Source organism: Rhodococcus sp. NBC_00297, from assembly GCF_036173065.1.
Taxonomy (GTDB): Bacteria; Actinomycetota; Actinomycetes; order Mycobacteriales; family Mycobacteriaceae; genus Rhodococcoides.
Genome location: NZ_CP108041.1, coordinates 3,408,057 through 3,428,803 on the forward strand (window position 1 = coordinate 3,408,057; position 20,747 = coordinate 3,428,803).

A 20,747-nucleotide genomic window follows, 5' to 3' on the forward strand; every position below is an offset into this window, starting at 1 on the left:
CGTGGCCACTCTGCCCCCGACCATCGCCGCGCCGGCCGTAGCGCCCCGGCGTCGAGGTGTGCACACCGCACGTCGTGTGGTGCCGCCGCTCGTGGTGGCAGTGCTCGCCGTGGTGATCTGGTGGGTGTCGGCTGTCGTCGCCGACAGTCTGATTTTCCCGACGCCGCTCGAGGCGATGCGATCCTTGGTCGCCGATCTCGGGAATCCGGACTTTCGTGCCAACGTGCTCGATTCGCTCCGCATCCTGGTGCTCGCCTTCCTGGGCAGCACGATCGTCGGGTCGCTCCTGGGCCTCGCGCTCGGGCTCACCCCGTTCTGGGCCCGCACGGTGGTCCCGATCTTCTATGCGATCAACAGCATCCCGAAGATCGTGCTCTACCCGATCTTCCTGTCGTTCCTGGGTATCGGGGAGCTGAGCCGCGCGGGCTTCGCGTTCTACGCGGCCTTCATTCCCATGTTCCTGGTCGCCGTGGAGAGCACGGCGTCCGTGCAGCGGATCCACCTGAAGATGGCCGCGTCCCTGCAGGTGAGTTGGCCACGGCTGGTGCGGCAGATCGTCGTTCCGTCGGTGCTGCCCTCGCTCGCGACGGGTATGCGCATGACGTTCGGTCTGGCGTTCCTGGGTCTACTTCTCGCCGAGATGTTCTCGGCATCGAGCGGCATCGGGTACGAACTGTTGCGCAACGTCAGCCTGATCCGCATGGAGAACATCATGGGAACCGTGGTGCTGATCCTGGTGATGGCGCTGCCGCCCACCATGGCGTTGCAGTGGTTAGAGAACCGGGTGACGTCCAAGTACGGGGGCTGAGTGTAGGGCTGCGGGGCTATCTCTTGCGCGACTCAGCCTTCGTGTTCCGATTCCGCTCGATCGCCGCACGGACCAGTCCGGCTAATGCCTCCGTGTCGACGACGTCACCTTCGAAGAGTTCGTACGAGCGCCGCTGCTTCCCGCCGAGCTCACCGTTGAAGATGCCCTTCGGGTCGTCCAGCGATGCCTCGTACTGGAAGCCGAGTTTCACTTTCGCTTTGAAGATGTCGCCGACGATGAGCGGCCCGTCGAGATCCCGGGCGGGGGAGCCCATGTACTTCCAGCCCTCGACGATGCCGTCGTCCACCGACAGAATCACCCGTCGTGCTTCCGCCAGGGCGTCACCGCGCCAGTCGGGGTGTCGGGCGATCAGGCCGTCGATCTCGGCACTCGGTTCCATGGCTGCTCCTCCGTCCACTGCGCGATCACAGCAGAACGGCGGCTCCGATCCGAAGTGACTCGCTGCGTTCAGGTCAGCTCAACGTCATGTACGGCGTCCACACCGTGAACGAGTGACCCATCGAGGAACAGTTCAGCGATCCCTTGAAGCCGATGTAGCAGGTGGCCCCGCCGTAGCTGAGCGAGCCACCGAGGGGAGTGCTCCCGGCACGCCCACGCGGGCCGCCGATCCCGAAGGTCGGGTGAGCCGGGAACCACGGCACGTCGATCGCCACGTCGTAGACCACGGGGGCGAAGGGGATCTGGGTGAGGTACTCGCCGCCCGGAAGATCGCAACCCACGACCCCCGCCGGGGTGATGGAACAGTTGGCGGCGCCGGTGGAGAAGTAAGCGACATCGCCCTGCAGGAAGGCCGCCGGATCGACGGGCACCGGCGCGGGATAGTCGACCGCGGACGCGGTGCCGGCACCGACGATGGACATCGTCGCGGCGGTGATGCCGACGAACGCGGCTCCGGCGAGCTTCGTGAGCGAGCGCATGAGGATCCTCTCGGGTGGTCTGGTGTCCTCAGTGTGTCTGCATCTCCGGGCGACTCGTTACTCGGCCGAATGGTTTGTGACCATTTCGTTGTTCTTGCGCGCTGGGCGTGGTGTCCCATTCCTCCGATGTCGGACGCGGGAACCCGCTCGACAGGGCGGACAGTGGAACACCACGCCCGGGTCAGGCCCGAACCGTCACACCCACCCCACGCCCATCAGTGGCTGGTGGTGGGCACAGATGGAGTACTCGGGCTCCCACGGGAAGTGGCCGTCGACGTCCGGCCACACCAGTTGCAGCGCAGTGAAGTCCGAGTACAGCGCACCGGTGACCACCATGTCCGCGGTATTGACGGCCTGAATGACCACGATGTCCGGTTCGTCGCCGGTCGCACTGCGGATCGTGATCCCGGACGACAGTGCGAGACCGGCGACCATCTGCGACGCCATGTCGTGGAGCAGGCTCCCCGACAGATGGAACGGCAGTCCGTAGACGATCAGTTCGGGCAACGACCTGCTGGTGAGGCCCGTCGTGTACGCGACGTCGGGTACCTCGTGATCCGACCCGGCCACGGCGGTCACCGCCCACCCGTGGCGCGCGATCTTCCTCTTGATGTCCGGCACTGAGACGCACCCTCTGCACATAGTTTCCCCCCGGAAGTCGATGCGGAGGAGGAAGGTAACGCGGCGGTACGACAGGTGCCGATCCCCGGGCTGTGGAGCGATGTCGGCGCCGGTGATCGCGCACGGGTCATCGTGTCGCGATGGACATCCCCTCGGCTGTGTTCTACACGCGCGCAGACCTCGCTTCGATCGGCGTCACCGACGTCGAGATCAAGTCCGCGATCCGTCGCGGCAGCATCATTCGTGTCGCGCGAGGAGCGTACGCCGATGCGGCCATGTACTCGGCGATGATTCCGGCGGAGCGCCACATTCTCGCGATCCGAGCCACGGCACGCGGCAGGACAGTGAGTCACCAGTCCGCCGCGGTTCTGCACGGTCTTCAGATGTGGGCCCCCGACCTGGGCCGCGTGCACGTGAGCGTCAATGCTGGACAGGGCGGCCGTCGAACCGATCGCTCCCACGTACACACGAACCGTGTCGCTGCAGACTCGGTCACTACAGTCGACGGCCTGACGGTCACCACGGTGACGCGCACCGCCGTCGATCTGGCCCGATCGTTGTCGTTCGAGGCGGCTGTCTGCGTGGTCGATTCCGCGCTGGCATCCGGCGGCACGACTGTCGAGCTGCTGCGCTCGGCTGTCGATACCTGCGCGGGACTCGCCGGGTGCAGCGCTGCTCGCCGAGTGGTCGAATTCGCTGACGGGCGCAGCGAGAGTGTCGGAGAATCGCGAAGCCGGGTGTACCTGCAGCGCTACGGTTTCCCCGCTCCGGAACTTCAGGTGACGCTGCGGCACGGTGGCTTGACCGCGCGCCCGGACTTTCTCATCGGCGGAGTCATCATCGAGTTCGACGGGAAGCTGAAGTACACCTCGGAGCGGGCGCTGTTCGAGGAGAAGAAGCGACAGGATCAGCTCATGTCATTGGGCTGGGTCATGGCGCGCCTGACGTGGGAGGACCTCGCATCGGACGCAGGAGCACGGATTGTGAGGCGCGCGCTCGAGAGAGCGGAAGGATTGCCAGAGCCGTTGACGGTGCGAGGGCGGTGATCCGCGCGAGTTGTAGTCAGGCGAGCCGGTTGTGCCGCGCGCGGATGACCGGGACCGGCGCGGATCTGACCGGGCACCGCCCCATCCGCGATCCGCGTGAGTTGTGGTCAGGCGAGCCGGTTGTGCCGCGCGCGGGTGACCGGAACCGGCGCGGATCGACCGGGCACCGCCCCGCTCGACCGGAACCCCTACCCCCGCGCAGCCTTCAGGTGCCCCTCGGACACAGCCTTGAGGTGGGTGAGGTCCGACGCCACGGTCGCGAAGGTGTAGCCCTGCGCCAGGCGCTTCGCCGCGACCTCGCCGGAGGGGGTGTGGATGCCGGCCGCGATACCTGCCGCGGCGGCAGCTTCCTGCACTCGCACCACAGCAGCGTCGAACACGTCGTCCACGGAGCTGTCCGAGGGGGAGGCGCCACCGACGGCGATGCGCAGGTCCGACGGTCCGACGTACACGCCGTCGAGTCCGGGCACGGCGCAGATGGCCTCGACGTTCTCGAGACCGTCGGGGGTCTCGATCATCGCGAGCACGACGACGCTGTCGTTCGCCTCGGCGGGCAGCGGGCCGACGCGCAGCTGTGAGCGCATCGGGCCGTACGAGCGCACGCCGGCGGGTGGGTAGCGCACGTAGGAGACGGCGCGGGCGGCGTCCTCGGCGGTGTCGATCAGCGGCACGATGACGCCGCGCGCACCGGCGTCGAGTGCTTTGCCGATGTAGGTCTGGTCGTTGGACTCGACCCGTACCAGTCCGGCCGGGCCTTGAGCCGCGTCGATGGCGGTGAGTCCGCGCAGCATTCCGTCGTAACCGATGAGGCCATGCTGCAGATCGAGGCAGATGTAGTCCCACCCGACGTGGGCGAGCCACTCGGTGGAGACGGGGGAGTCGATGACGGACCAGTAGCCCAGTGCCCGTTCACGGGAACGGATGCGACGGGCGAAATCGGCGGCAGACATGAAAGGTTTCCTATCGGTTGTAGGCAGGCATCGGACCGCGTAGTGCCGCACCGACCTCGTCGCACGCGGCGACGACGTCGTCGGACAACGGACCGCGGCCCAGTGCGTCGATGTTGGCCTGCAGGTGGCTGGTCTTGGAGCCGCCCAACAGAATCGGTCCGGTGAGGGGCTTCGATCGCAACCAGCGCAGGGCGAGCTCGGTGAGCGGCATACCGGCGTCCGACGCCACCGCGGACAAGCGCGTGATCGCGTCGAAGATCTGGGTGTTCCAGTACCGCTCGCGGTACATCTCGGCCAGCCGCGAATCGCCGAACCGTCCCTCGCCGGGAGCTTCGTCGAACGAGTGCTTGCCGGTGAGGAGGCCGCCGCCCAACGGGTTGTAGACCATCGTGGTGATACCGCTGACGGCGGCGAACTCGGCGTACTCCTCCTCGACGCGGCGGGCCAGCAGGTTGTAGAGCTGCTGCGCGACGACGGGCCGCGGCGCACCCACCTCGTCGCACACGCGATTCACCTCGGCGATCTGCCAGGCGGCGAAATTCGAGACGCCGAGCGCTCCCACCTTGCCCTCGGCCACGAGCTTCGCGACGGTCCCGAGGGTGTCCTCGAGCGACGACGCGCGGTCGGGCTGGTGCAGGTAGAAGAGGTCGACGTGGTCGGTGCCGAGCCGGCGCAGGCTGGCCTCGAGTCCGAGCCGCAGCCCCTCGGGTGACAGGGGCGAGTGGCCGTCGGCGTCGCCGAGGAACATGCCGCCCTTGGTGGCGAGGGTGATCTCGTCGCGTCGACCGGCGAGCAACTGCGCGAGGATGCGTTCGGACTCGCCGCCCGCGTACCCGTTGGCGGTGTCGATGTGGGTGATGCCGGCGTCGAGTGCCGTGTCGAGCAGAGCGCGCGACCCCTCGAGGTCGACGGTGTCGCCGAAAGTCATGGTGCCCAGCACCATCGGGCCGAAAGGCAGGGAGCCGAACATCATGCGGGTACTCCAGAGGTAGGTGCCGGTCGACCCGACAGAACGTAGCGCGGCTTGACGCCCTCCATCGTGGAGGGGTCGAGTGCCGCGGCGCGCAGTGCCGCCGTGTACGGGTGTTGCGGGTTGGTCAGAACGTCTGTGGTGGCGCCGCTCTCGACCACGCCGCCCTTGCGCATGACGACGACGTTGTCGCTGATCTCCCGCACCACGCCGAGGTTGTGCGAGATGAAGACGTACGTGATGCCGGTGTCGTGCTGGATGGTGCGCAGCAGGTCGAGCACCTGCGCCTGCACCGACACGTCGAGCGCACTGGTGGCCTCGTCGCACACGAGAATCTCGGGTTCGGACGCCAGCGCACGCGCGATGCCGATGCGCTGACGCTGGCCCCCCGAGAACTCGCCCGGTCGGCGGTGCAAAGACGACGCCGGCAGCTGGACCTGGTCGATCAGCTCGGCGGCACGTCGGGCCCGGTCCGCTTTGGAGCGAACACCTTTGAGGCGCAGCGGCTCACCGACAATGTCGACGGCCGTGAGATGCGGATCCAGCGAACCATACGGGTCCTGGAAGACCATCTGCACGCGCGAGCGGAAGGGCTTGAGGGCCCGCTCCTTCATCCCGGCGATGTCGACCCCGTCGACGAGGATTCGTCCCGACGTCGGTGTCAGCAGCCGGACGATGGCCTTGGCGATGGTCGACTTCCCGCAGCCGGACTCGCCGACGATCGCGAGGGTCTCGCCCTTGTCGACGCTGAAGCTGACGCCGTCGACGGCGCGGAAGGTGCCGGTGGCGACGGGGTACTCGACGACGAGGTCGTCGACGGTCAACAGGCTCATGCCGGGACTCCTTGATCGGCGGGTGCACCCGACCAGGTGCCCAGCTGGGGGACCGCGTCGAGAAGCTTCTTGGTGTAGGCGTTCTGGGGATTGCGAACCATCGACTGGGCGTCGCCGCTCTCGACGAACCGGCCCGACTTCATGACGTGGATCCGGTCGGACATCAGCCGGGCCACACCCAGGTCGTGGGTGATGAGCAGCATGCCGATGCCGGTGCGCTCCTGCAGTTCGAGCATGAGGTCGAGGATGCTGGCCTGGACGGTGACGTCGAGTGCGCTGGTGGGCTCGTCGGCGACGATGAGGTCGGGATCCGCAGCCAGGGCGCATGCGATGAGGACACGCTGCAACATGCCGCCCGACAGCTGGTGTGGGTATCTGTTCAGCTGGTCCGCCGGGTTGACGATGTGGACCTGATCGAGCAGCTCGACGGCGCGGGTGGTCTGCGCGGACTTGCCGCGGACACCGCTGTGGTGGATGGCCTCTCGCAGCTGCGACCCCACCGTGTGGACAGGGGAGAGGGCCGTCATCGGGTCCTGGGGAATGAGGGCGATGTCCGCACCTCGGATCTTCCGCAGCGCCTTGTCGTCACCGAGGATGTCGGTGCCCTTCCAGCGTGCGCGGCCGGAGAGGACGGCCAGATCGTCGGGCAGCAGCCCGAGGATCCCCATCGCGGTGGTCGACTTGCCGGAGCCGGATTCGCCGATGATGCAGACGGTCTCGCCGGGCGCGATGTCGAAGGAGACCCCGTCGACGGCGCGGACGATGCCGTTGTCCGTGACCAGCTCGATCTGCAGTTCGTCGACGGTGAGCAGTGACTCGGTCATGTCAGGCCTTCTTTCCCGAGATGGCGAAGCGCCCCAGCAGAGCCTTGAGGCCCGAGCCGGCGGGACGGTCGCGCAGACCGTCGCCGAGGAGGTTGACGCCGATGACGAGGAGCACGATGACGAGGCCCGGCAGGGTGACCAGCCACCACGACGTCGTGATGTAGTCCTGGCCGTCGGAGATGATGCGGCCCCACGTGGCGAACGGTCGCTGCGGTCCGGCGCCGAGGTAGCTCAGCGCGGACTCGAGGAGCACCGCCTGGGCGAGCAGGAGCAGCACCACCAGCGAGGTCTGCTTGATGACGTTCGGGATGATGTGGCGCGTGAGGATGGCGACCTTGCCGAGTCCGAGTACCCGCGACGCGGCGACGTAGGGCTTCTCTCGCTCCACGAGCACCAGAGAGCGTGTCAGACGGGCGATCTCGGGCCACTGGGCGATCGCGATGACGAACGTGATGACCGGGATGGACGGCCCGAAGAGGGCGACGACGAGGAGCAGCATCATGAGCAGCGGCAGGGACAGCTGCGCTTCGAGCAACCGGCTGATGACGGTGTCGACCCAGCCGCCGAAGTAGCCGGCCATGGAGCCGAGGGTCAGGCCGATGAGGCCGGAGACCAGCACGGCGAGGATGCCGACGAGCAGTGACACCTGACCGCCGTAGAGAACGCGGGCGAGAAGGTCGCGTCCGAGCTGGTCGGTTCCGAACAGGTGGCCGTCGGTGAGCGGTGCGAGACGGCGAGCACCGAGATCGGTGGCGTCCGGATCCTGCAGCGGCAGTACGCGAGCGAACGCGACGGGGAGGATCACGACGAGTGCGCAGACGCTGCCCACCCAGATCTTCAGTCGGCTGTCGCGGGCGCGCCGAGTGGAGCCTGCCTTGGCGATGTCCTTCGCGGTGACCGCCGACGGGCGCTCCGCCTGCGGGGGCTCGATTGTTGTGGTCATCTAGGACGTTCCCTTCCCCAGGCGGACACGGGGGTCCAGAAGCGGGTAGCAGAGGTCGACGAGGAGCTGGACGAGGACGGCGAGCACCGCGGTGACGAGCACGGTGGCCTGGATGAGGGGGTAGTCGCGGGTCTCGAGCGCGCGGACGACGAGCGATCCGACACCGGGCCAGGCGAACACGACCTCGACCACCACGACACCGTTGAGCATCGACGCGAAGCGTGTGCCGAGGGCAGTGAGAACGGGGATGGACGAGTTGCGCAGGGCGTAGCGCCAGATGAGTTTCCGCTCCGACACACCGCGTGCGCGCGCCACCGTCGCGTACTGGGACCCGAAGGCGCCGACCATCTCCCGACGCACCATGCGGGAGATCAGGGCGATCTGCAGGATGGCGACGGTGACCATGGGCAGGACGAGCGACGACCACGTGGCGAAGCCGGCGGCCGGGAAGATCGGGATCACCACGGCGAAGATGGTGATGAGCATCAGGCCCGTCCAGAAGTCGGGCATCGACTGTCCTGCGATCGTGACGACGTTGGCGCCCAGTTCGCGGCGGGTGTCCGCGCGGCGTGCCATCCAGACACCGAGCGGGATGGCGAGCAGTGTCGTCAGTCCGATCGAGGCAACTGTGAGCGTCAGTGTGTAAGGGAGGCGATCGAGCACCACGTCGAAGGCGGGCGCCTGGAACGAGTACGACGTTCCGAGATCGAGTTGCAGCAGTCCCTGCAGGTACTTCAGGTACTGCGTGATGATCGACTGGTCCAGACCCATGCTCTGGCGGATCCGCTCGATGTCCTCGCTGGAGGCCAGCGGGCCCGCCATCGCGTAGGCGGGATCGCCGGGTGCGAGACGGATCAGCACGAACACCGTGGTGAGCGTCAGGAAGATCGCGAGCGCGCTCTGACCGAGCCGCTTGACGATGTAGCGCGCCGTGCCCGCGGACTTCGACTTCGACTTCGCGGGTTCGGCGGCCGGCGCGTCGGCGGGCGTGATCATGCCGGCGGTCACCGGGTCACCGTCCGTCGGACCGCGCATGTGTTCGTGGTGTGCATCGAACGACCTTTCGGGAGATGCCTCTGCGCTGGCTGGTCACGAGCGCGGGCTTCGATGTAACTCAGCTCACAATGGCACTTGTGCGCGAATCACGCAAGTAGCAATTCATAGTTGCGTGTTGTGTGCAGACCTGCGTACAGTCCAGGTGTGCTTGCGGTCACAGTGCAGCTCCGCTCCTGACCCGCAGCCCCTCATGACGCTCGAAGTTCGAAGAGAGGTCGACGATGACCAGATCGCCGTTCAACCAGCAGTTCTCCCGCCGCAATCTCCTGCGCGGCGGGATGCTGTTCGGTGGTGGCGTGGTGTTGGGCGCGGGTGCCAGTGCGTGCGCCACGCCTACCGGCACACCGGGCCCGACCACGGTGAGCCTGGCGCTCAACCGGTCGCTGGTGAGCCTGGACAACAAGCTCAACCAGTTCGACGCCGCCCTCACCGTGCAGCGCGGTGTGCGTCAGGCCCTCACCGAGATCGACGCGAACCTGAAGCCGCAGCTCGTCCTCGCCGACCGCTTCGATCTGGTCGAGCCCACCCGCTGGTTCGTGCACCTGCGTCAGGGCGCCGTGTACTCCGACGGCTCGCCCGTTCAGGTGCAGGACGTCGCGACGGCCATCCGGATGTACAGCGAGGTCGACGGATCGTTCGTCGGCGGCTTCTTCCCGGAGTGGCCGACGATCGAGCAGATGGACGACACCAGCTTCTCGTTGCTGACCACCAAGCCCGTCCCCGTGCTCGATTACCTGATGTCCAACATCCTCATCACGCCGGCCGCGGACAACAAGCCCGAGGAACTGCAGACCGGTCTCGGCTCCGGCCCGTACGTCGTCACGTCGGCCGATCGCGGTACCGGCAACTACACGCTCGAACGCAACACCTCCTACTGGGGCCCGGCGCCGAACATCGAGACGGTGCGCGTGCGCTTCGTCCCCGAGGAGTCCTCGCGCGTCGTCACGCTGCGCAGCGGCGAGGTGGACGTCATCGACTCCATCACGCCCGACGCGGCGGACCAGCTCGAGGGCCTGTCGAACGTCGTGGTCGATCGTGTCGACGGCGTGCGGCTCAATCAGCTCTTCTACAACTTCCGCAAGCCTGCCGACCATCCGCTCGCCGATGCTCGGGTGCGCCGCGCGCTGACGTACGCCATCAACGGGCCGGCGCTGATCGACCAGGTGATGCAGGGATCGGCGACCGCGTCCAAGGGCGTCATCCCCGCGATCCTCGACGGCGCCATCGAGACCGGGGAGTACACGTACGACCCGGCGCGGGCGCGTGGCGAGCTCGACGCTCTCGGCATCTCCGATCTGGAACTCAAGATCATCTGGGAGTCGGGCGAGTTCGCTGCCGACACCGACATCATGGAGTCGGTCGTCCAGATGTTCTCGGCGATCGGCGTCCGCACCACGTTGCAGCAGTTCGAGCCCGGCGGCGACATCATGCAGTGGCGTCAGGGCAAGGCGGGCGACTGGGACGTCCTGGGCAACGGATTCCCGAGTCCGACAGGACTGGCGATCACCATCATGCAGGGTATGTACGCCGGCACCCCGGAGAAGGAGCAGACCCGAGACACCTACCACGGGTACATGTTCCCCGAGATCGCCGCGGCCATCGCGCGTGCGTCCGAGGAGGTCGACGAGACCCGACGCACTCAGCTTCTCGCCGATGCACAGCGCCAGATCTGGGACACCGTGCCCTGCCTGTGGTCCTTCGTTCCCAAGTCGGTGATGGCGCGTCGCGAACGCATCCAGGATGTGACCCTGCGTCCCACCAACTCCTACAACCTGTCCGCCGCGACACTCGTCAGTTGATCGAGGAGATCCCCGTGACCACCACACTGGATGCCGACGGCATCGTCCGCCCCACCGCCGAGCCCGGGCGCCGTGATGCGCTGTTGACCCCGCCCGAGGTGCAGAACCACGCGGCCAATCTGGCTGTGCTGCCTGACGGTTCGCTTGCATGCGTCTGGTTCGCCGGCACACAGGAAGGCGTTCCGGACATCAGCGTGTGGTTCTCCCGACGGGACGGCGACGAGTGGTCGCAGCCGATCCGGCTGTCGGACGACGGGACGCGGTCGGAACAGAATCCCGTGCTGAACGTGCGTGAGTCCGGTGAGATCTGGCTGCTGTGGACCTCGCAGCACGCCGGCAACCAGGACACCGCACGGGTGCTGCGGCGGATCTCGCCGGACGGCGGGCGCACCTGGGGCGAGACCGACGTCCTGATCCCGGAGACCGAGGCCGGTGGCGTGTTCGTGCGCCAGCCCATGGTCACGCTGCCGTCCGGCCGAATTCTGTTGCCCGTCTTCCACTGTGTCCGCATCGAGGGACGCAAGTGGGTGGGCGACCGCGATTACTCCGGCGTCATGGTGTCGGACGACGACGGTGCCACGTGGCGCGAGGTGGTCGTTCCCGACAGCATCGGGTGCGTCCACATGAACATCGGCCGGGTGTCCGACGGTCAGCTCGTCGCCCTCTACCGCAGCCGCTGGGCGGACCACGTCTACCGTTCCGTCTCCGACGACGACGGTGACACGTGGAGCGCTCCCGTCCCCACCGAGCTGCCCAACAACAATTCGTCGGTGCAGTTCGTCGTGCTGGCCGACGATCGACTCGCCCTGGTGTACAACGAGTCCAGTCGTGAAGACGCCACGGCGCGCCGACTGTCGCTGTACGACGAGATCGACGATCACGGCATCGCGGACAAGCAGGAGACGGTCGAGGAGGACTCGCCCCTGGACGACGGCGACCCGCGGCACGCCTTCTGGGGCGCACCCCGAGCGCCGATGGCCGTGGCGATCTCATCCGATCGCGGTGTCACCTGGCCGGTGCGCCGAAACCTGGAGGAAGGCGACGGGTACTGCCTGTCGAACAACTCCCGCGACGGACTGAACCGCGAGTTCTCGTACCCGTCCATCGTGGCCGACGGTCCGACGCTGCACGTGGCCTTCACGCGCTTCCGTCAGGCCATCGAGTACTGCGAGGTGCAGCCGGAGTGGCTGTCGTGAAGCACGCCGTCGTCACGGGCGTCAGCTCCGGAATCGGTGCGGCCACGGCAACCTCGCTTCTCGACGACGGGTGGCGTGTCACCGGGCTGAGTCGTCGGAAACCGGAGATCGAGCACGAGAACCTGACGTGGGTCGAGTCCGACCTGGGTGATCTGGACGCGGTGGCGGAGATCGCGTCGGGTCTGTCCGCGGTCGACGCCGTCGTTCATGCTGCCGGACTGCAGCGTTCGGCACCGCTCGGGTCGCTGAACGTCGACGACCTCCGCGACATGTGGCAGGTCCATGTCGCCGCGGCCGAGGTCCTGGTGAACGGCGTGGTCGACGCTCTGGAACCCGGTGCCCGAGTCGTTCTCGTCGGAAGTCGCACCATGACCGGCAATGCCGGCAAGAGCCAGTACGTCGCCACGAAGTCCGCGCTGACGGGCATGGCACGGTCGTGGGCCATGGAACTGGTGTCCCGCGGCATCACCGTCAACGTCGTTGCGCCCGGGCCCACGGACACCGCCATGCTGGGGGATCCGTCGCGCGCGCACACTCCGCCCAAGCTCCCGCCTCTCGGAGCCTTCATCGACCCGTCGGAGGTCGCGGGGCTCATCCGCTTCCTGCTCGGCCCTCTCGGCCGCAACATCACCGGCCAGGCGATCGTGCAGTGCGCGGGAGCGTCGTTGTGAACCACCTGCGCGAAACACGCAATTGGGCTACAGTTGTATGCGTGGTTCGCGCAACAAGGGGAAGGGTGGTACGAGGATGACCTCACTCGTCGTACTGGCCGACGACCTCTCGGGCGCCGCGGAGGTCGCCGGGGTGTTCCTCGACCGCACGTCCGATGTGTCTCTGACCCTTGATGCCGTGATCGGTTCCGCCACAGTGTCTGTCGTGGACCTCGATACCCGAGCGCTGGCGGCCGAGCATGCGCAATCGTTGGTGTCCTCTGCACTGCGTTCCGTACCCGCAGGCGCACGCGTGCTCGCGAAGATCGACTCGCTTCTGCGCGGGAACGTCGCCGCCACGGTGCGCGCGTTGTCGGCCCGCGGGCCGGTGATAGTCGCCGGCGGCCTCCCGCTGCTGGACCGCGTCGTGCGCGGCGGCGTGCTCCACGTCGACGGTCGTCCGCTCGCCGATACCGATCTCTGGCATGCCGAATCCGAGGCGCCGCCGGAGTCGTTGCCGCTCATGCTCGATGCTCCGCTCGTCACCATCGACGCTCTCTCGGTCGCGACCGGGGTCGTCGTGTGCGACATCGAGTCCGACGCTGATCTCGACGCGGTGGTGGCGGCAGTGGCCGACCGCCCCGAGGTGACCCTGGTGGGCACCTCGGCGCTCGCCGCGGCTGTCGCCCGGGGTCTCGGTGGTACTGCGACGCCTCACTCCGTCTCGCGTACAGGCGATCCCGTCCTCGTCGTCGTGGGCACCGCCTCCTCGGTCGCCGTCGAGCAGGTTCGTCGTCTCGCCGAGGACGGGGTGCGGCTGCTCACCGTGGACGCGGGTGACGTGCTTGCCGGCCTCGCCGACGCACGGGAGCTCTCCTCCGCCCTGCGTGACGGCTCGGTCGCGCTCACCGTGACCGGGTCCGTGGACGTCGCGCGTACCCGTGACCTGTCCGTCGCCCTGGCCGAGTACGTCCGCGCGGGCACCGACGGACTGTCGGTCGACCTCGCGCTCACCGGCGGTGAGACGGCACGGGCCGTCATCACCGCGCTCGGCATCGACACCCTGCGGCCGCTCGGGCACGTGCACTACGGCGCTGTCGTGTCCGTCGACCCGCGGGGCCGACGCGTCGCCACGCGGCCGGGCAGTTTCGGAGACCGAGACAGCCTGTCCGCCATCCACTCCTACCTCACCGGCGGCTCGCCGGACACCACGCTCCGACCGAAGGACACAGCCATGACATCGACCGATCTCTCGACCCTCGACCTGCCCGTCGTGGCCCTGACGATGGGCGACGGCGCGGGCATCGGCCCCGAGGTCATCGTCCCCGCCGTGCTCGACGCCAAGGTGGCGGGGTGGTGCAAGCCCGTCGTCATCGGTGACGCGGCGCGTCTGCGACTCGCGGCCGACGTGCTGGGTGTGCAGTGCGACATCGTCTCGATCGAGCGCATCGCTGATGCCGAGTTCACCAGCGGGCGCATCAACGTCATCGACCTCGGGTTGCTGCCCGCGGATCTGGCCTGGGGCGAGCTGTCCGCAGTGGCGGGACATGCTGCCTACGAATACATCCGTGTCGCAGCCGAACTGGCCGTCGCCGGTGACGTCCAGGCGATTTGCACCGCGCCGCTCAACAAGGAGGCGCTGCACGCCGCCGGGCACATCTTCCCCGGTCACACCGAGCTGCTCGCGCACCTCACCGGTACCGAGGAGGTGTCGATGATGCTCTCGACGCCCAAGCTCAAGGTCATCCACGTGACCACCCACATCGGACTGCTCGACGCCGTCGCGAAGATCGAGCCGGGTCTCGTCGAGCGCACCGTCCGCCGTGGGTACGAGGCACTGGTGCGATCGGGGAACAGCAACCCGAAGATCGGCCTGTGCGGTATCAACCCGCATGCCGGCGAGAACGGCCTGTTCGGGTACGGCGAGGAGGATCAGAAGATCGTCCCGGCCGTCGAGAAGCTGCAGGCCGACGGAATCGACGCCGTCGGACCGCTGCCCGCCGACACCGCCTTCTTCCTCGCGGGTCGCGGTGACTACGACCTCATCGTCGCTATGTACCACGACCAGGGCCACGGACCGGTCAAGGTTCTCGGCATCGAGGCCGGCGTGAACATCACCGTGGGACTCCCCGTCATCCGTACCTCCGTGGATCACGGCACCGCGTTCGACATCGCGGGCAAGGGCATCGCCGAGGCCGGCAGCATGGTGGAAGCCCTGCGACAGGCCGCCGAACTGGCGACCAGCACCGCCGACGTCGGCTAGGTTTCGGGTATGGCGCTCAGGGAGTCACAGGCGCGGCGCGCGGAGATCGTCCGCCTGGCCAAGACGAGTGGTCTGGCGAGTGTGGAGGACCTGTCCGTGCAGTTCGGCGTGACAGCCTCGACCATTCGTCGGGATCTGTCGCAGCTGACCGCCGAGGGGCTTCTCGCGCGCACCTACGGTGGCGCGATCGCGCTCGACCCACACCCCGAGTCGTCGCTGCGACAGCGTGCGGTCGAGGGCTTCGACGCCAAGCGTTCGATCGCGAAGTGGGCTGCGGGAGAGGTGCGCCCGGGCGAGACGGTGCTTCTCGACGCCGGCACCACCGTCGGTGCCATGGGGGAGTACCTCCGTGACTCGACGGGCCTCACGGTCATCGCCGCGGGTCTCACTGCGCTCGAGGCGCTGGCGGATGCCGACGACGTCCGCGTCGAGTGCCTGGGCGGTACGTTGCGTCACCTGTCGCAGGGTTTCGTCGGGCCGCTCGCCGAGGCGTCGTTGGCACGGGTGTCCTTCGACCGCGCCTTCCTCGGTGCGGACGCGGTCACCGCCGACCGCGGCATCTGCGAGGCCGAGCTGGAGCAGACGCGGCTCAAGGAGTTGATGATCGAACGCGCCGGCACGGTCTACGTGCTCGCGCACGCGGCGAAGCTGGGGCAGCGCCCGTTCCACGCCTGGGCACCCCTCCCCGAGGGCGTCACCCTGGTGACGGATGCCGGCGCGACCGAGGAACAGGTGCAGCCCTTCCGCGACGCCGGGGTCACGATCGTCGTGGTCTGAGCGGTGGAGTTTCTGCTCCTCTCGGCGCCCTGTCGCGCGGGATCCCGCCGGTAGGTGGCGTGAGCGGAGCGAAAACGCCAGGCGACCTACAGCTCGTCCAACCCCACGTGACCGTCCTGCAGTGCTCGGGCGACCAGCGAGGCCTTGGACCCGGCGGAGCGGCCTACCGCCTCGTACTTCTCGCGAATGCGCGCGATGTGGGTGTTGACCGTGGCGGGGGAGATGAAGAGCGACCGTGCGACGGTGCCCTTCGAGTCGCTGATGATCCACGCCCGCAGGACCTCCACCTCCCGCACGCTGAGGGCCGGTCTCACGATGTCGTCGTCGGTCATCATTGCCTGCATCTGTATCGGTCCCCCTGCTCGGCGCAGCAGCGCTGCGCTGCTGTTCTGGGAGGACCGTACGTTTTGTTCCGGGCAGCTCGGTAGCCACGACTTCGGGGGACCCCGACGTCGGGGGCATGCTTCGCAGAGCTCACCATCTGCGGACTGTGACCGGTCCATGCAATCAGACGACGGGCATCTCCACTGTCCGTCGCGCAGACGACAGTCAGTACCCGATGCCGCGCAGGAAGGTCAGCACGGCCTCGTTCACCTCACGTGGACGGTCCATGTTCGCGGCGTGGCCGCTGTCGATCAGCGCGACCTGACCCTGCGCGGTGTCGCGCGCGGTGACCACTGCGTGATCCGAGGGCCAGAACTGACTGTTCCGTCCCGCGATCATGAGGATCGGTACGTCCGCGGCCCGGATGTCCGCGCGCCAGTCCTGGCGGGCGTGGTCGTCGAGAAGTGCTCTCATGGGCGGTGTCTCGGACGACACCATTCTGGGCATCGACCGCAGGCGCAGAATCAGTTTCGCGACGGGGAGGAGCGAGGCGAATGTCGAGGGTCCGTGTCCCGTGGCGGGAATGCCCTTCGCGAAGAACCCGTCGACGGTGGCGTCGGTCAGACCGTAGAAGCCGTGCGGCCACGAGGCGTCGTTGATCATCTTCGGCGTCTGATCGACCGAGACGACACCGCGGACCCTCGACGTCCCGGTCGTACGGATGTAGGACCAGACGGTGCTCGCGCCCATGGAGCCACCCATCAGCACGGCAGTCTCGACGCCCACCGCGGTGAGGAAGTTGTCGAGGTCCCGGCCGTGCCGCGCCATGGTGGCGCCGTGATCGGGTGCCTCGGAGTCGCCGTGGCCGCGCCGGTCGAGCGCGAGCACGCGATACCCGGCCCGCACGAGCGCATCCTGTTGGAACACCCACGTGGTCGCCGGAGCGCCGAACCCGGCCACCAGGACGACGACGGGACCGCTGCCCTCGTCGAGGTAGCTCAGGGTCACGTCGTCGTCCGTCACGAAGGTGTGCATGATCGTCAGCTTACGATCGCGAACAACACCCCTGCCACGGCGAAGCTGACGACCGACAGCACGGTCTCCAACACGGTCCACGTCTGCAGCGTCTGCTTGACGGTGAGGTTGAAGAACTTGGCGATGATCCAGAACCCGCCGTCGTTGACGTGGCTCAGGATGATGGAGCCGGCAGCGATGGCCATGGCGATGAGCGCGACCGACATCTGCGAGTAGTCCTGCGCCGCGACGAGCGGTCCGACGATGCCACCGGTCGTGACGATGGCGACGGTGGCCGACCCCTGCGCGATGCGCAAAGCGCAACTGATGATGTAGGCGAGCACGATGATCGGCAGTCCCGCCGCGGACATGGTGTCCGCGAGTGCGGTGCCGATGCCGGTGGCCGAGATGACCTTGCCGAAGAACGCGCCGGCCCCGACGACGAGGAGCAGCATGCCGACCGGGCGGAGCGATTCGCCGGTGAGAGTGGACAACTCCTGCACCGTCGAACCGCGGCGGATGCCCAGGACGTAGAACGCGATGAGCACCGCGATGAGCAGAGCGACCGCGGGGGTGCCGAAGAACGTGAGGACCTGGAGCAGGTTGCCCTCGTCGAGCAGAATGGTGCCGAACGTGGCGCCGAGGATGAGCACCAGGGGCACCGCGATGATGGCGCCGATGGTCGCGACGGACGGGGGAGTGGTGACCACGGGACGCTTCGTCTCGACGGCGGTGCCACCCGACGTGTGCGGTCCGTCGTCGTCGGCATCGTTGACGAAGTCCTCGGGCACCTCGACGATGATGCGCTTGCCGATGTAGCTGCCCCACACGAGACCTGCCGCGATGAAACCGGGGATGCCGCAGATGAAGCCCATGAGAATCAGCCAGCCCAGGTTGACCTCGAGCAGGCCGCCCAGAGCGACGGGGCCGGGGTGCGGAGGCAGGAACGCGTGCGTCATCGACAGGCCCGCGAGCATCGGAAGTGCATACAACACCAACGACTTTCCGCCTTGTCGCGCCGCGACGTAGACGAGCGGGGCGAGAACGAAGATGCCGATGTCGAAGAAGACGGGGATGCCGAAGATGAGGCCGAGCAGACCCATCGCGATGGGTGCGCCGCGATCACCGAAGACGCCGAGGAGCTTGGCGGTGAGTGCCTGCGCACCACCGGACCTCTCGAGGATGGCGCCGAGAACGGTGCCCAGTCCGATGATGACGGCGATGTGGCCGAGGATGCCGCCGAAGCCCGTCTCGAGAATCGAGTCGCCGCTCTTGATGGCGGTACCCACGATCTGCGACACCGGGAGTCCAGCTGCGACCGCGAGTCCCAGGCCGACGATGAGGAGGGCGATGAACGGTTCGAGCTTGACCTTGATGATGACGACGAGCAGGACCGCGATCGCGATACCGCACAGAACGAGGAGTCCGGGAGTGGACGTCCTCAACCAGTCGACGACGGAACCCATGAGGTTGCCTTTCGAAGTATGTGGAGAGTCAGCGGGAGAGTGAGTGGACGAACGAGGTGGCGCGGGCGGTGATGTCGTCCCAGAGTCCCGCCGCGACCGCGGCCGGTGGAACGACGTCGGTGCCCGCGGTGACGGCGACGGCGCCGCGGGCGAGGTAGTCGGCGGCATTGTCGGCATTGACGCCGCCGGACGGAACGAGGGGGACGTCGGGGAACGGTCCGCGAAGATCACCGAAGTAGCTGGGGCCGAACAGCTTCGCGGGGAACACCTTCACCGCGGCAGCACCCAGATCGAGCGCCGCCATGATCTCGGTGGGCGTGAGCGCGCCCATCATGACGGGCACGTCCCGTTCGTGCGCCACCGCGGCGACGTCGGGACGCAGTCCGGGAGTGACGAGGAAGCGTGCACCCGCGTCGATGGCGGCGCGCGCCTGATCACCCGTCATCACGGTGCCCGCACCCATCACGGCACCGGACGACGACGCGGCGCGCAGGCAGTCCAGCACGTTCGGTGTGGTGAAGGTCAGCTCGACGGCGCGCAGTCCGCCGGCGACGAGGGCGTCGGCCAACGCGGCGGGGTCGGGAATGGACGGGGCGCGGACCACCACCAGCGCGCGGTCCTCGAGAATCGTCGCAAGTGCATCATCGAAACGGGTCGTCATGAGGTTCTTCCGTGAGAGGTGCGGCGGAGGGAGCGGCCGGCGAGTGTTCCGGTGGGGACGCCGTCGCGCACGGCAAAGGAGCCGTTGACGAGAACGTGCGCGATCCCGACGGCCTGCTGCTTGGGGTGGTCGAAGGTGGCGGTGTCCCGGACGGTGGCCGGATCGAAGACCACGAGATCCGCCGCGTGGCCCTCGCGGACGAGGCCACGGTCGACGAGACCGAGTCGTGCACCGGGCCGTCCCGTGAGGTGATGGACGCAGTCCTCCAGAGACATCAGGCCCTCGTCCCGCACGTAATGGCCGAGGTAGCGCGGGAACGTGCCCCAGGCCCGCGGGTGCGGACGCTCGCCCACCAGGATCGCGTCGCTGCCGCCCATGTGATGGGGATGCACCATGATGGCGCGCACGTTCTCCTCGTGCCCGACGTGCTGCAGGATGGTGGTGCTCAACGCATCCCGCTGGAGCACGTCGAAGAACACGTCGACGGGAGCGCGGTCCTCCTCGGTCGCGATCTCGAGGACGGTCTTCCCGACGTAGGGGTCGAGATCCGCGTTCGCGACGCCGCTGAGCTGGATCGTCTCCCATTCCACGGTGACGCCGTGGCATCCGTCCGAGCCGTAGCGATTCACGTCGTCGGTGATGCGGCGCCGCACGTCTGGATCGTCGAGACGGCCCAGCGCCGCGTCGGGTCCGCCGGACATCGCCCAGCTGGGCAGCAGCGCGGACAGGGTGGTGGCGCCGGGCAGGTAGGGATAGGTGTCGAGCGTGATGTCGCACCCGTCGTCGATCGCGGCGTCGACCATGTCGAGGAACTCGCCGGCACGGCCCTTGTTCTCGCCGAAGTTCATGGTGGCGTGGGTCAGGTGCAGAGCGCAGCCGGTCTCACGGGAGAGGTCGATCATCTCCCGATACGCGCCGAGAGCGTTCTTGCCGTAGGAGCGAGTGTGCGGAGCGTAGAAGCCGCCGAACTCGGCGACGACCTCGCACAGCGCACGCAGTTCGCCCGTGTCGGCGTACATCCCGGGCGTGTAGGTCAGTCCGCTCGACATGCCGACGGCGCCCTCGGACATGCCTTGTGCCAACAGCTCTCGCATGTGCTCGATCTCGGCAGCGGTGGCGGGACGCTGATCCGGTCCGACGGCCAGATAGCGCAACGTTCCCTGCGGCACCAGGTACGCGGCGTTGGGGGTGATGCCCCGGTCGAGCCGGTCCAGATACTCGGCGACCGAGCGCCACGTGATGTCGAGATCGGTGGGATTGCCGTTCCATCCGGAGATCTGACGGCGGATGACCGCGAGCGTCTCGTCGGTGACGGGTGCGTAGGAGAGCCCGTCCTGACCCAGCACCTCGGTGGTGACGCCCTGGGTGATCTTCGGAACGTGTCCGGGCGCGGTCAGCAGTCCGAGGTCGGAGTGGGCGTGCATGTCGATGAAACCCGGTGCGACGACGTGGCCCCGAGGCACGTCGACGACGATCCGCGCGTCGGCGACGGTGCCCGGTGCCGCGACCCGCGTGATGCGTCCGTCGTCGACGAGAACGTCGGCGCGGACTCGGTCGGACCCGGTGCCGTCGACGACGTCACCGCCGCGAATGAGGATGTCCGCCATG

21 protein-coding genes are annotated in these 20,747 nt (G+C 67.8%); 7 read left to right on the plus strand and 14 right to left on the minus strand.

Going from position 1 to position 20,747, the window contains the following annotated elements; all coding sequences use genetic code 11:
* Position 1: 1 nt before the first annotated feature.
* The gene (locus OG947_RS16025) at positions 2 to 808 is read left to right on the plus strand and encodes an ABC transporter permease (RefSeq protein WP_307108445.1); all 807 of its coding nucleotides are present in this window, start codon (positions 2 to 4) and stop codon (positions 806 to 808) included.
* A 16-nt stretch (positions 809 to 824) separates the two neighbouring features.
* Here OG947_RS16025 and OG947_RS16030 read toward each other — a convergent pair whose 3' ends face one another.
* The 3 genes from OG947_RS16030 to OG947_RS16040 form a co-directional block, all read right to left on the minus strand.
* Positions 825 to 1,208: a DUF1801 domain-containing protein gene (locus tag OG947_RS16030; RefSeq protein WP_328812333.1), complete on the minus strand. Its 384-nt coding sequence runs from the start codon at positions 1,206 to 1,208 to the stop codon at positions 825 to 827.
* A 73-nt stretch (positions 1,209 to 1,281) separates the two neighbouring features.
* Positions 1,282 to 1,746: a hypothetical protein gene (locus OG947_RS16035; RefSeq protein WP_056448204.1), complete on the minus strand. Its 465-nt coding sequence runs from the start codon at positions 1,744 to 1,746 to the stop codon at positions 1,282 to 1,284.
* Positions 1,747 to 1,941: 195 nt separating this feature from the next.
* Positions 1,942 to 2,367: a DUF4262 domain-containing protein gene (locus tag OG947_RS16040; protein WP_056695792.1), complete on the minus strand. Its 426-nt coding sequence runs from the start codon at positions 2,365 to 2,367 to the stop codon at positions 1,942 to 1,944.
* A 140-nt stretch (positions 2,368 to 2,507) separates the two neighbouring features.
* Between OG947_RS16040 and OG947_RS16045 the strand changes: the two genes are divergently transcribed.
* On the plus strand, positions 2,508 to 3,413 hold the full coding sequence (locus OG947_RS16045) for a type IV toxin-antitoxin system AbiEi family antitoxin domain-containing protein (RefSeq protein WP_328812334.1): 906 nt from the start codon (positions 2,508 to 2,510) through the stop codon (positions 3,411 to 3,413).
* Between the two features lie 188 nt (positions 3,414 to 3,601).
* Here OG947_RS16045 and OG947_RS16050 read toward each other — a convergent pair whose 3' ends face one another.
* From OG947_RS16050 to OG947_RS16075, 6 genes are read right to left on the minus strand one after another with little or no spacing between them, the layout of a single operon-like run.
* The gene (locus tag OG947_RS16050) at positions 3,602 to 4,363 is read right to left on the minus strand and encodes an HpcH/HpaI aldolase family protein (protein WP_328812335.1); all 762 of its coding nucleotides are present in this window, start codon (positions 4,361 to 4,363) and stop codon (positions 3,602 to 3,604) included.
* A gap of 10 nt (positions 4,364 to 4,373) precedes the next feature.
* Positions 4,374 to 5,336, minus strand: coding sequence for an aldo/keto reductase (locus OG947_RS16055; protein ID WP_328812336.1), 963 nt, complete (start codon positions 5,334 to 5,336; stop codon positions 4,374 to 4,376).
* A complete protein-coding gene (locus OG947_RS16060) occupies positions 5,333 to 6,166 on the minus strand; it encodes an ATP-binding cassette domain-containing protein (RefSeq protein ID WP_328812337.1) in 834 nt (277 codons plus the stop codon). The genes OG947_RS16055 and OG947_RS16060 overlap by 4 nt, the downstream gene beginning before the upstream one ends.
* Positions 6,163 to 6,990, minus strand: coding sequence for an ABC transporter ATP-binding protein (locus tag OG947_RS16065; RefSeq protein ID WP_051613142.1), 828 nt, complete (start codon positions 6,988 to 6,990; stop codon positions 6,163 to 6,165). Before OG947_RS16065 ends, OG947_RS16060 begins: the two co-directional genes overlap by 4 nt.
* 1 nt (position 6,991) lies before the next feature.
* Complete coding sequence (locus OG947_RS16070) at positions 6,992 to 7,933, minus strand: ABC transporter permease (RefSeq protein ID WP_328812338.1); 942 nt, start codon at positions 7,931 to 7,933, stop codon at positions 6,992 to 6,994.
* Positions 7,934 to 8,968 carry an ABC transporter permease gene (locus OG947_RS16075; RefSeq protein WP_328812339.1) on the minus strand — a complete coding sequence of 345 codons (1,035 nt, stop codon included), beginning with the start codon at positions 8,966 to 8,968 and terminating at the stop codon, positions 7,934 to 7,936.
* A gap of 242 nt (positions 8,969 to 9,210) precedes the next feature.
* On the opposite strand from OG947_RS16075, the gene OG947_RS16080 reads away from it, so the two are divergent.
* From OG947_RS16080 to OG947_RS16100, 5 genes are all read left to right on the plus strand, one after another.
* Positions 9,211 to 10,788 carry an ABC transporter substrate-binding protein gene (locus OG947_RS16080; protein ID WP_328812340.1) on the plus strand — a complete coding sequence of 526 codons (1,578 nt, stop codon included), beginning with the start codon at positions 9,211 to 9,213 and terminating at the stop codon, positions 10,786 to 10,788.
* Positions 10,789 to 10,802: 14 nt separating this feature from the next.
* Complete coding sequence (locus OG947_RS16085) at positions 10,803 to 11,984, plus strand: sialidase family protein (protein ID WP_328812341.1); 1,182 nt, start codon at positions 10,803 to 10,805, stop codon at positions 11,982 to 11,984.
* On the plus strand, positions 11,972 to 12,655 hold the full coding sequence (locus OG947_RS16090) for an SDR family NAD(P)-dependent oxidoreductase (protein ID WP_328812342.1): 684 nt from the start codon (positions 11,972 to 11,974) through the stop codon (positions 12,653 to 12,655). The genes OG947_RS16085 and OG947_RS16090 overlap by 13 nt, the downstream gene beginning before the upstream one ends.
* 76 nt (positions 12,656 to 12,731) lie before the next feature.
* Positions 12,732 to 14,897 carry a 4-hydroxythreonine-4-phosphate dehydrogenase PdxA gene (gene pdxA, locus OG947_RS16095; RefSeq protein ID WP_328812343.1) on the plus strand — a complete coding sequence of 722 codons (2,166 nt, stop codon included), beginning with the start codon at positions 12,732 to 12,734 and terminating at the stop codon, positions 14,895 to 14,897.
* Positions 14,898 to 14,906: 9 nt separating this feature from the next.
* The gene (locus tag OG947_RS16100) at positions 14,907 to 15,674 is read left to right on the plus strand and encodes a DeoR/GlpR family DNA-binding transcription regulator (protein WP_027504893.1); all 768 of its coding nucleotides are present in this window, start codon (positions 14,907 to 14,909) and stop codon (positions 15,672 to 15,674) included.
* Between the two features lie 86 nt (positions 15,675 to 15,760).
* Here OG947_RS16100 and OG947_RS16105 read toward each other — a convergent pair whose 3' ends face one another.
* From OG947_RS16105 to OG947_RS16125, 5 genes are all read right to left on the minus strand, one after another.
* On the minus strand, positions 15,761 to 16,009 hold the full coding sequence (locus OG947_RS16105) for a LuxR C-terminal-related transcriptional regulator (RefSeq protein ID WP_027504894.1): 249 nt from the start codon (positions 16,007 to 16,009) through the stop codon (positions 15,761 to 15,763).
* Positions 16,010 to 16,223: 214 nt separating this feature from the next.
* Positions 16,224 to 17,033 (minus strand): alpha/beta fold hydrolase, encoded by an 810-nt coding sequence (locus tag OG947_RS16110; protein ID WP_328812344.1) that lies wholly within the window; start codon positions 17,031 to 17,033, stop codon positions 16,224 to 16,226.
* A gap of 5 nt (positions 17,034 to 17,038) precedes the next feature.
* Positions 17,039 to 18,478 (minus strand): GntP family permease, encoded by a 1,440-nt coding sequence (locus OG947_RS16115; protein WP_027504896.1) that lies wholly within the window; start codon positions 18,476 to 18,478, stop codon positions 17,039 to 17,041.
* Positions 18,479 to 18,506: 28 nt separating this feature from the next.
* Complete coding sequence (locus OG947_RS16120; RefSeq protein ID WP_056448239.1) at positions 18,507 to 19,139, minus strand: bifunctional 4-hydroxy-2-oxoglutarate aldolase/2-dehydro-3-deoxy-phosphogluconate aldolase; 633 nt, start codon at positions 19,137 to 19,139, stop codon at positions 18,507 to 18,509.
* Entirely contained in the window at positions 19,136 to 20,746 is a 1,611-nt protein-coding gene (locus OG947_RS16125) for an N-acyl-D-amino-acid deacylase family protein (RefSeq protein WP_328811433.1), read from the minus strand. The genes OG947_RS16120 and OG947_RS16125 overlap by 4 nt, the downstream gene beginning before the upstream one ends.
* Position 20,747: the final 1 nt, after the last annotated feature.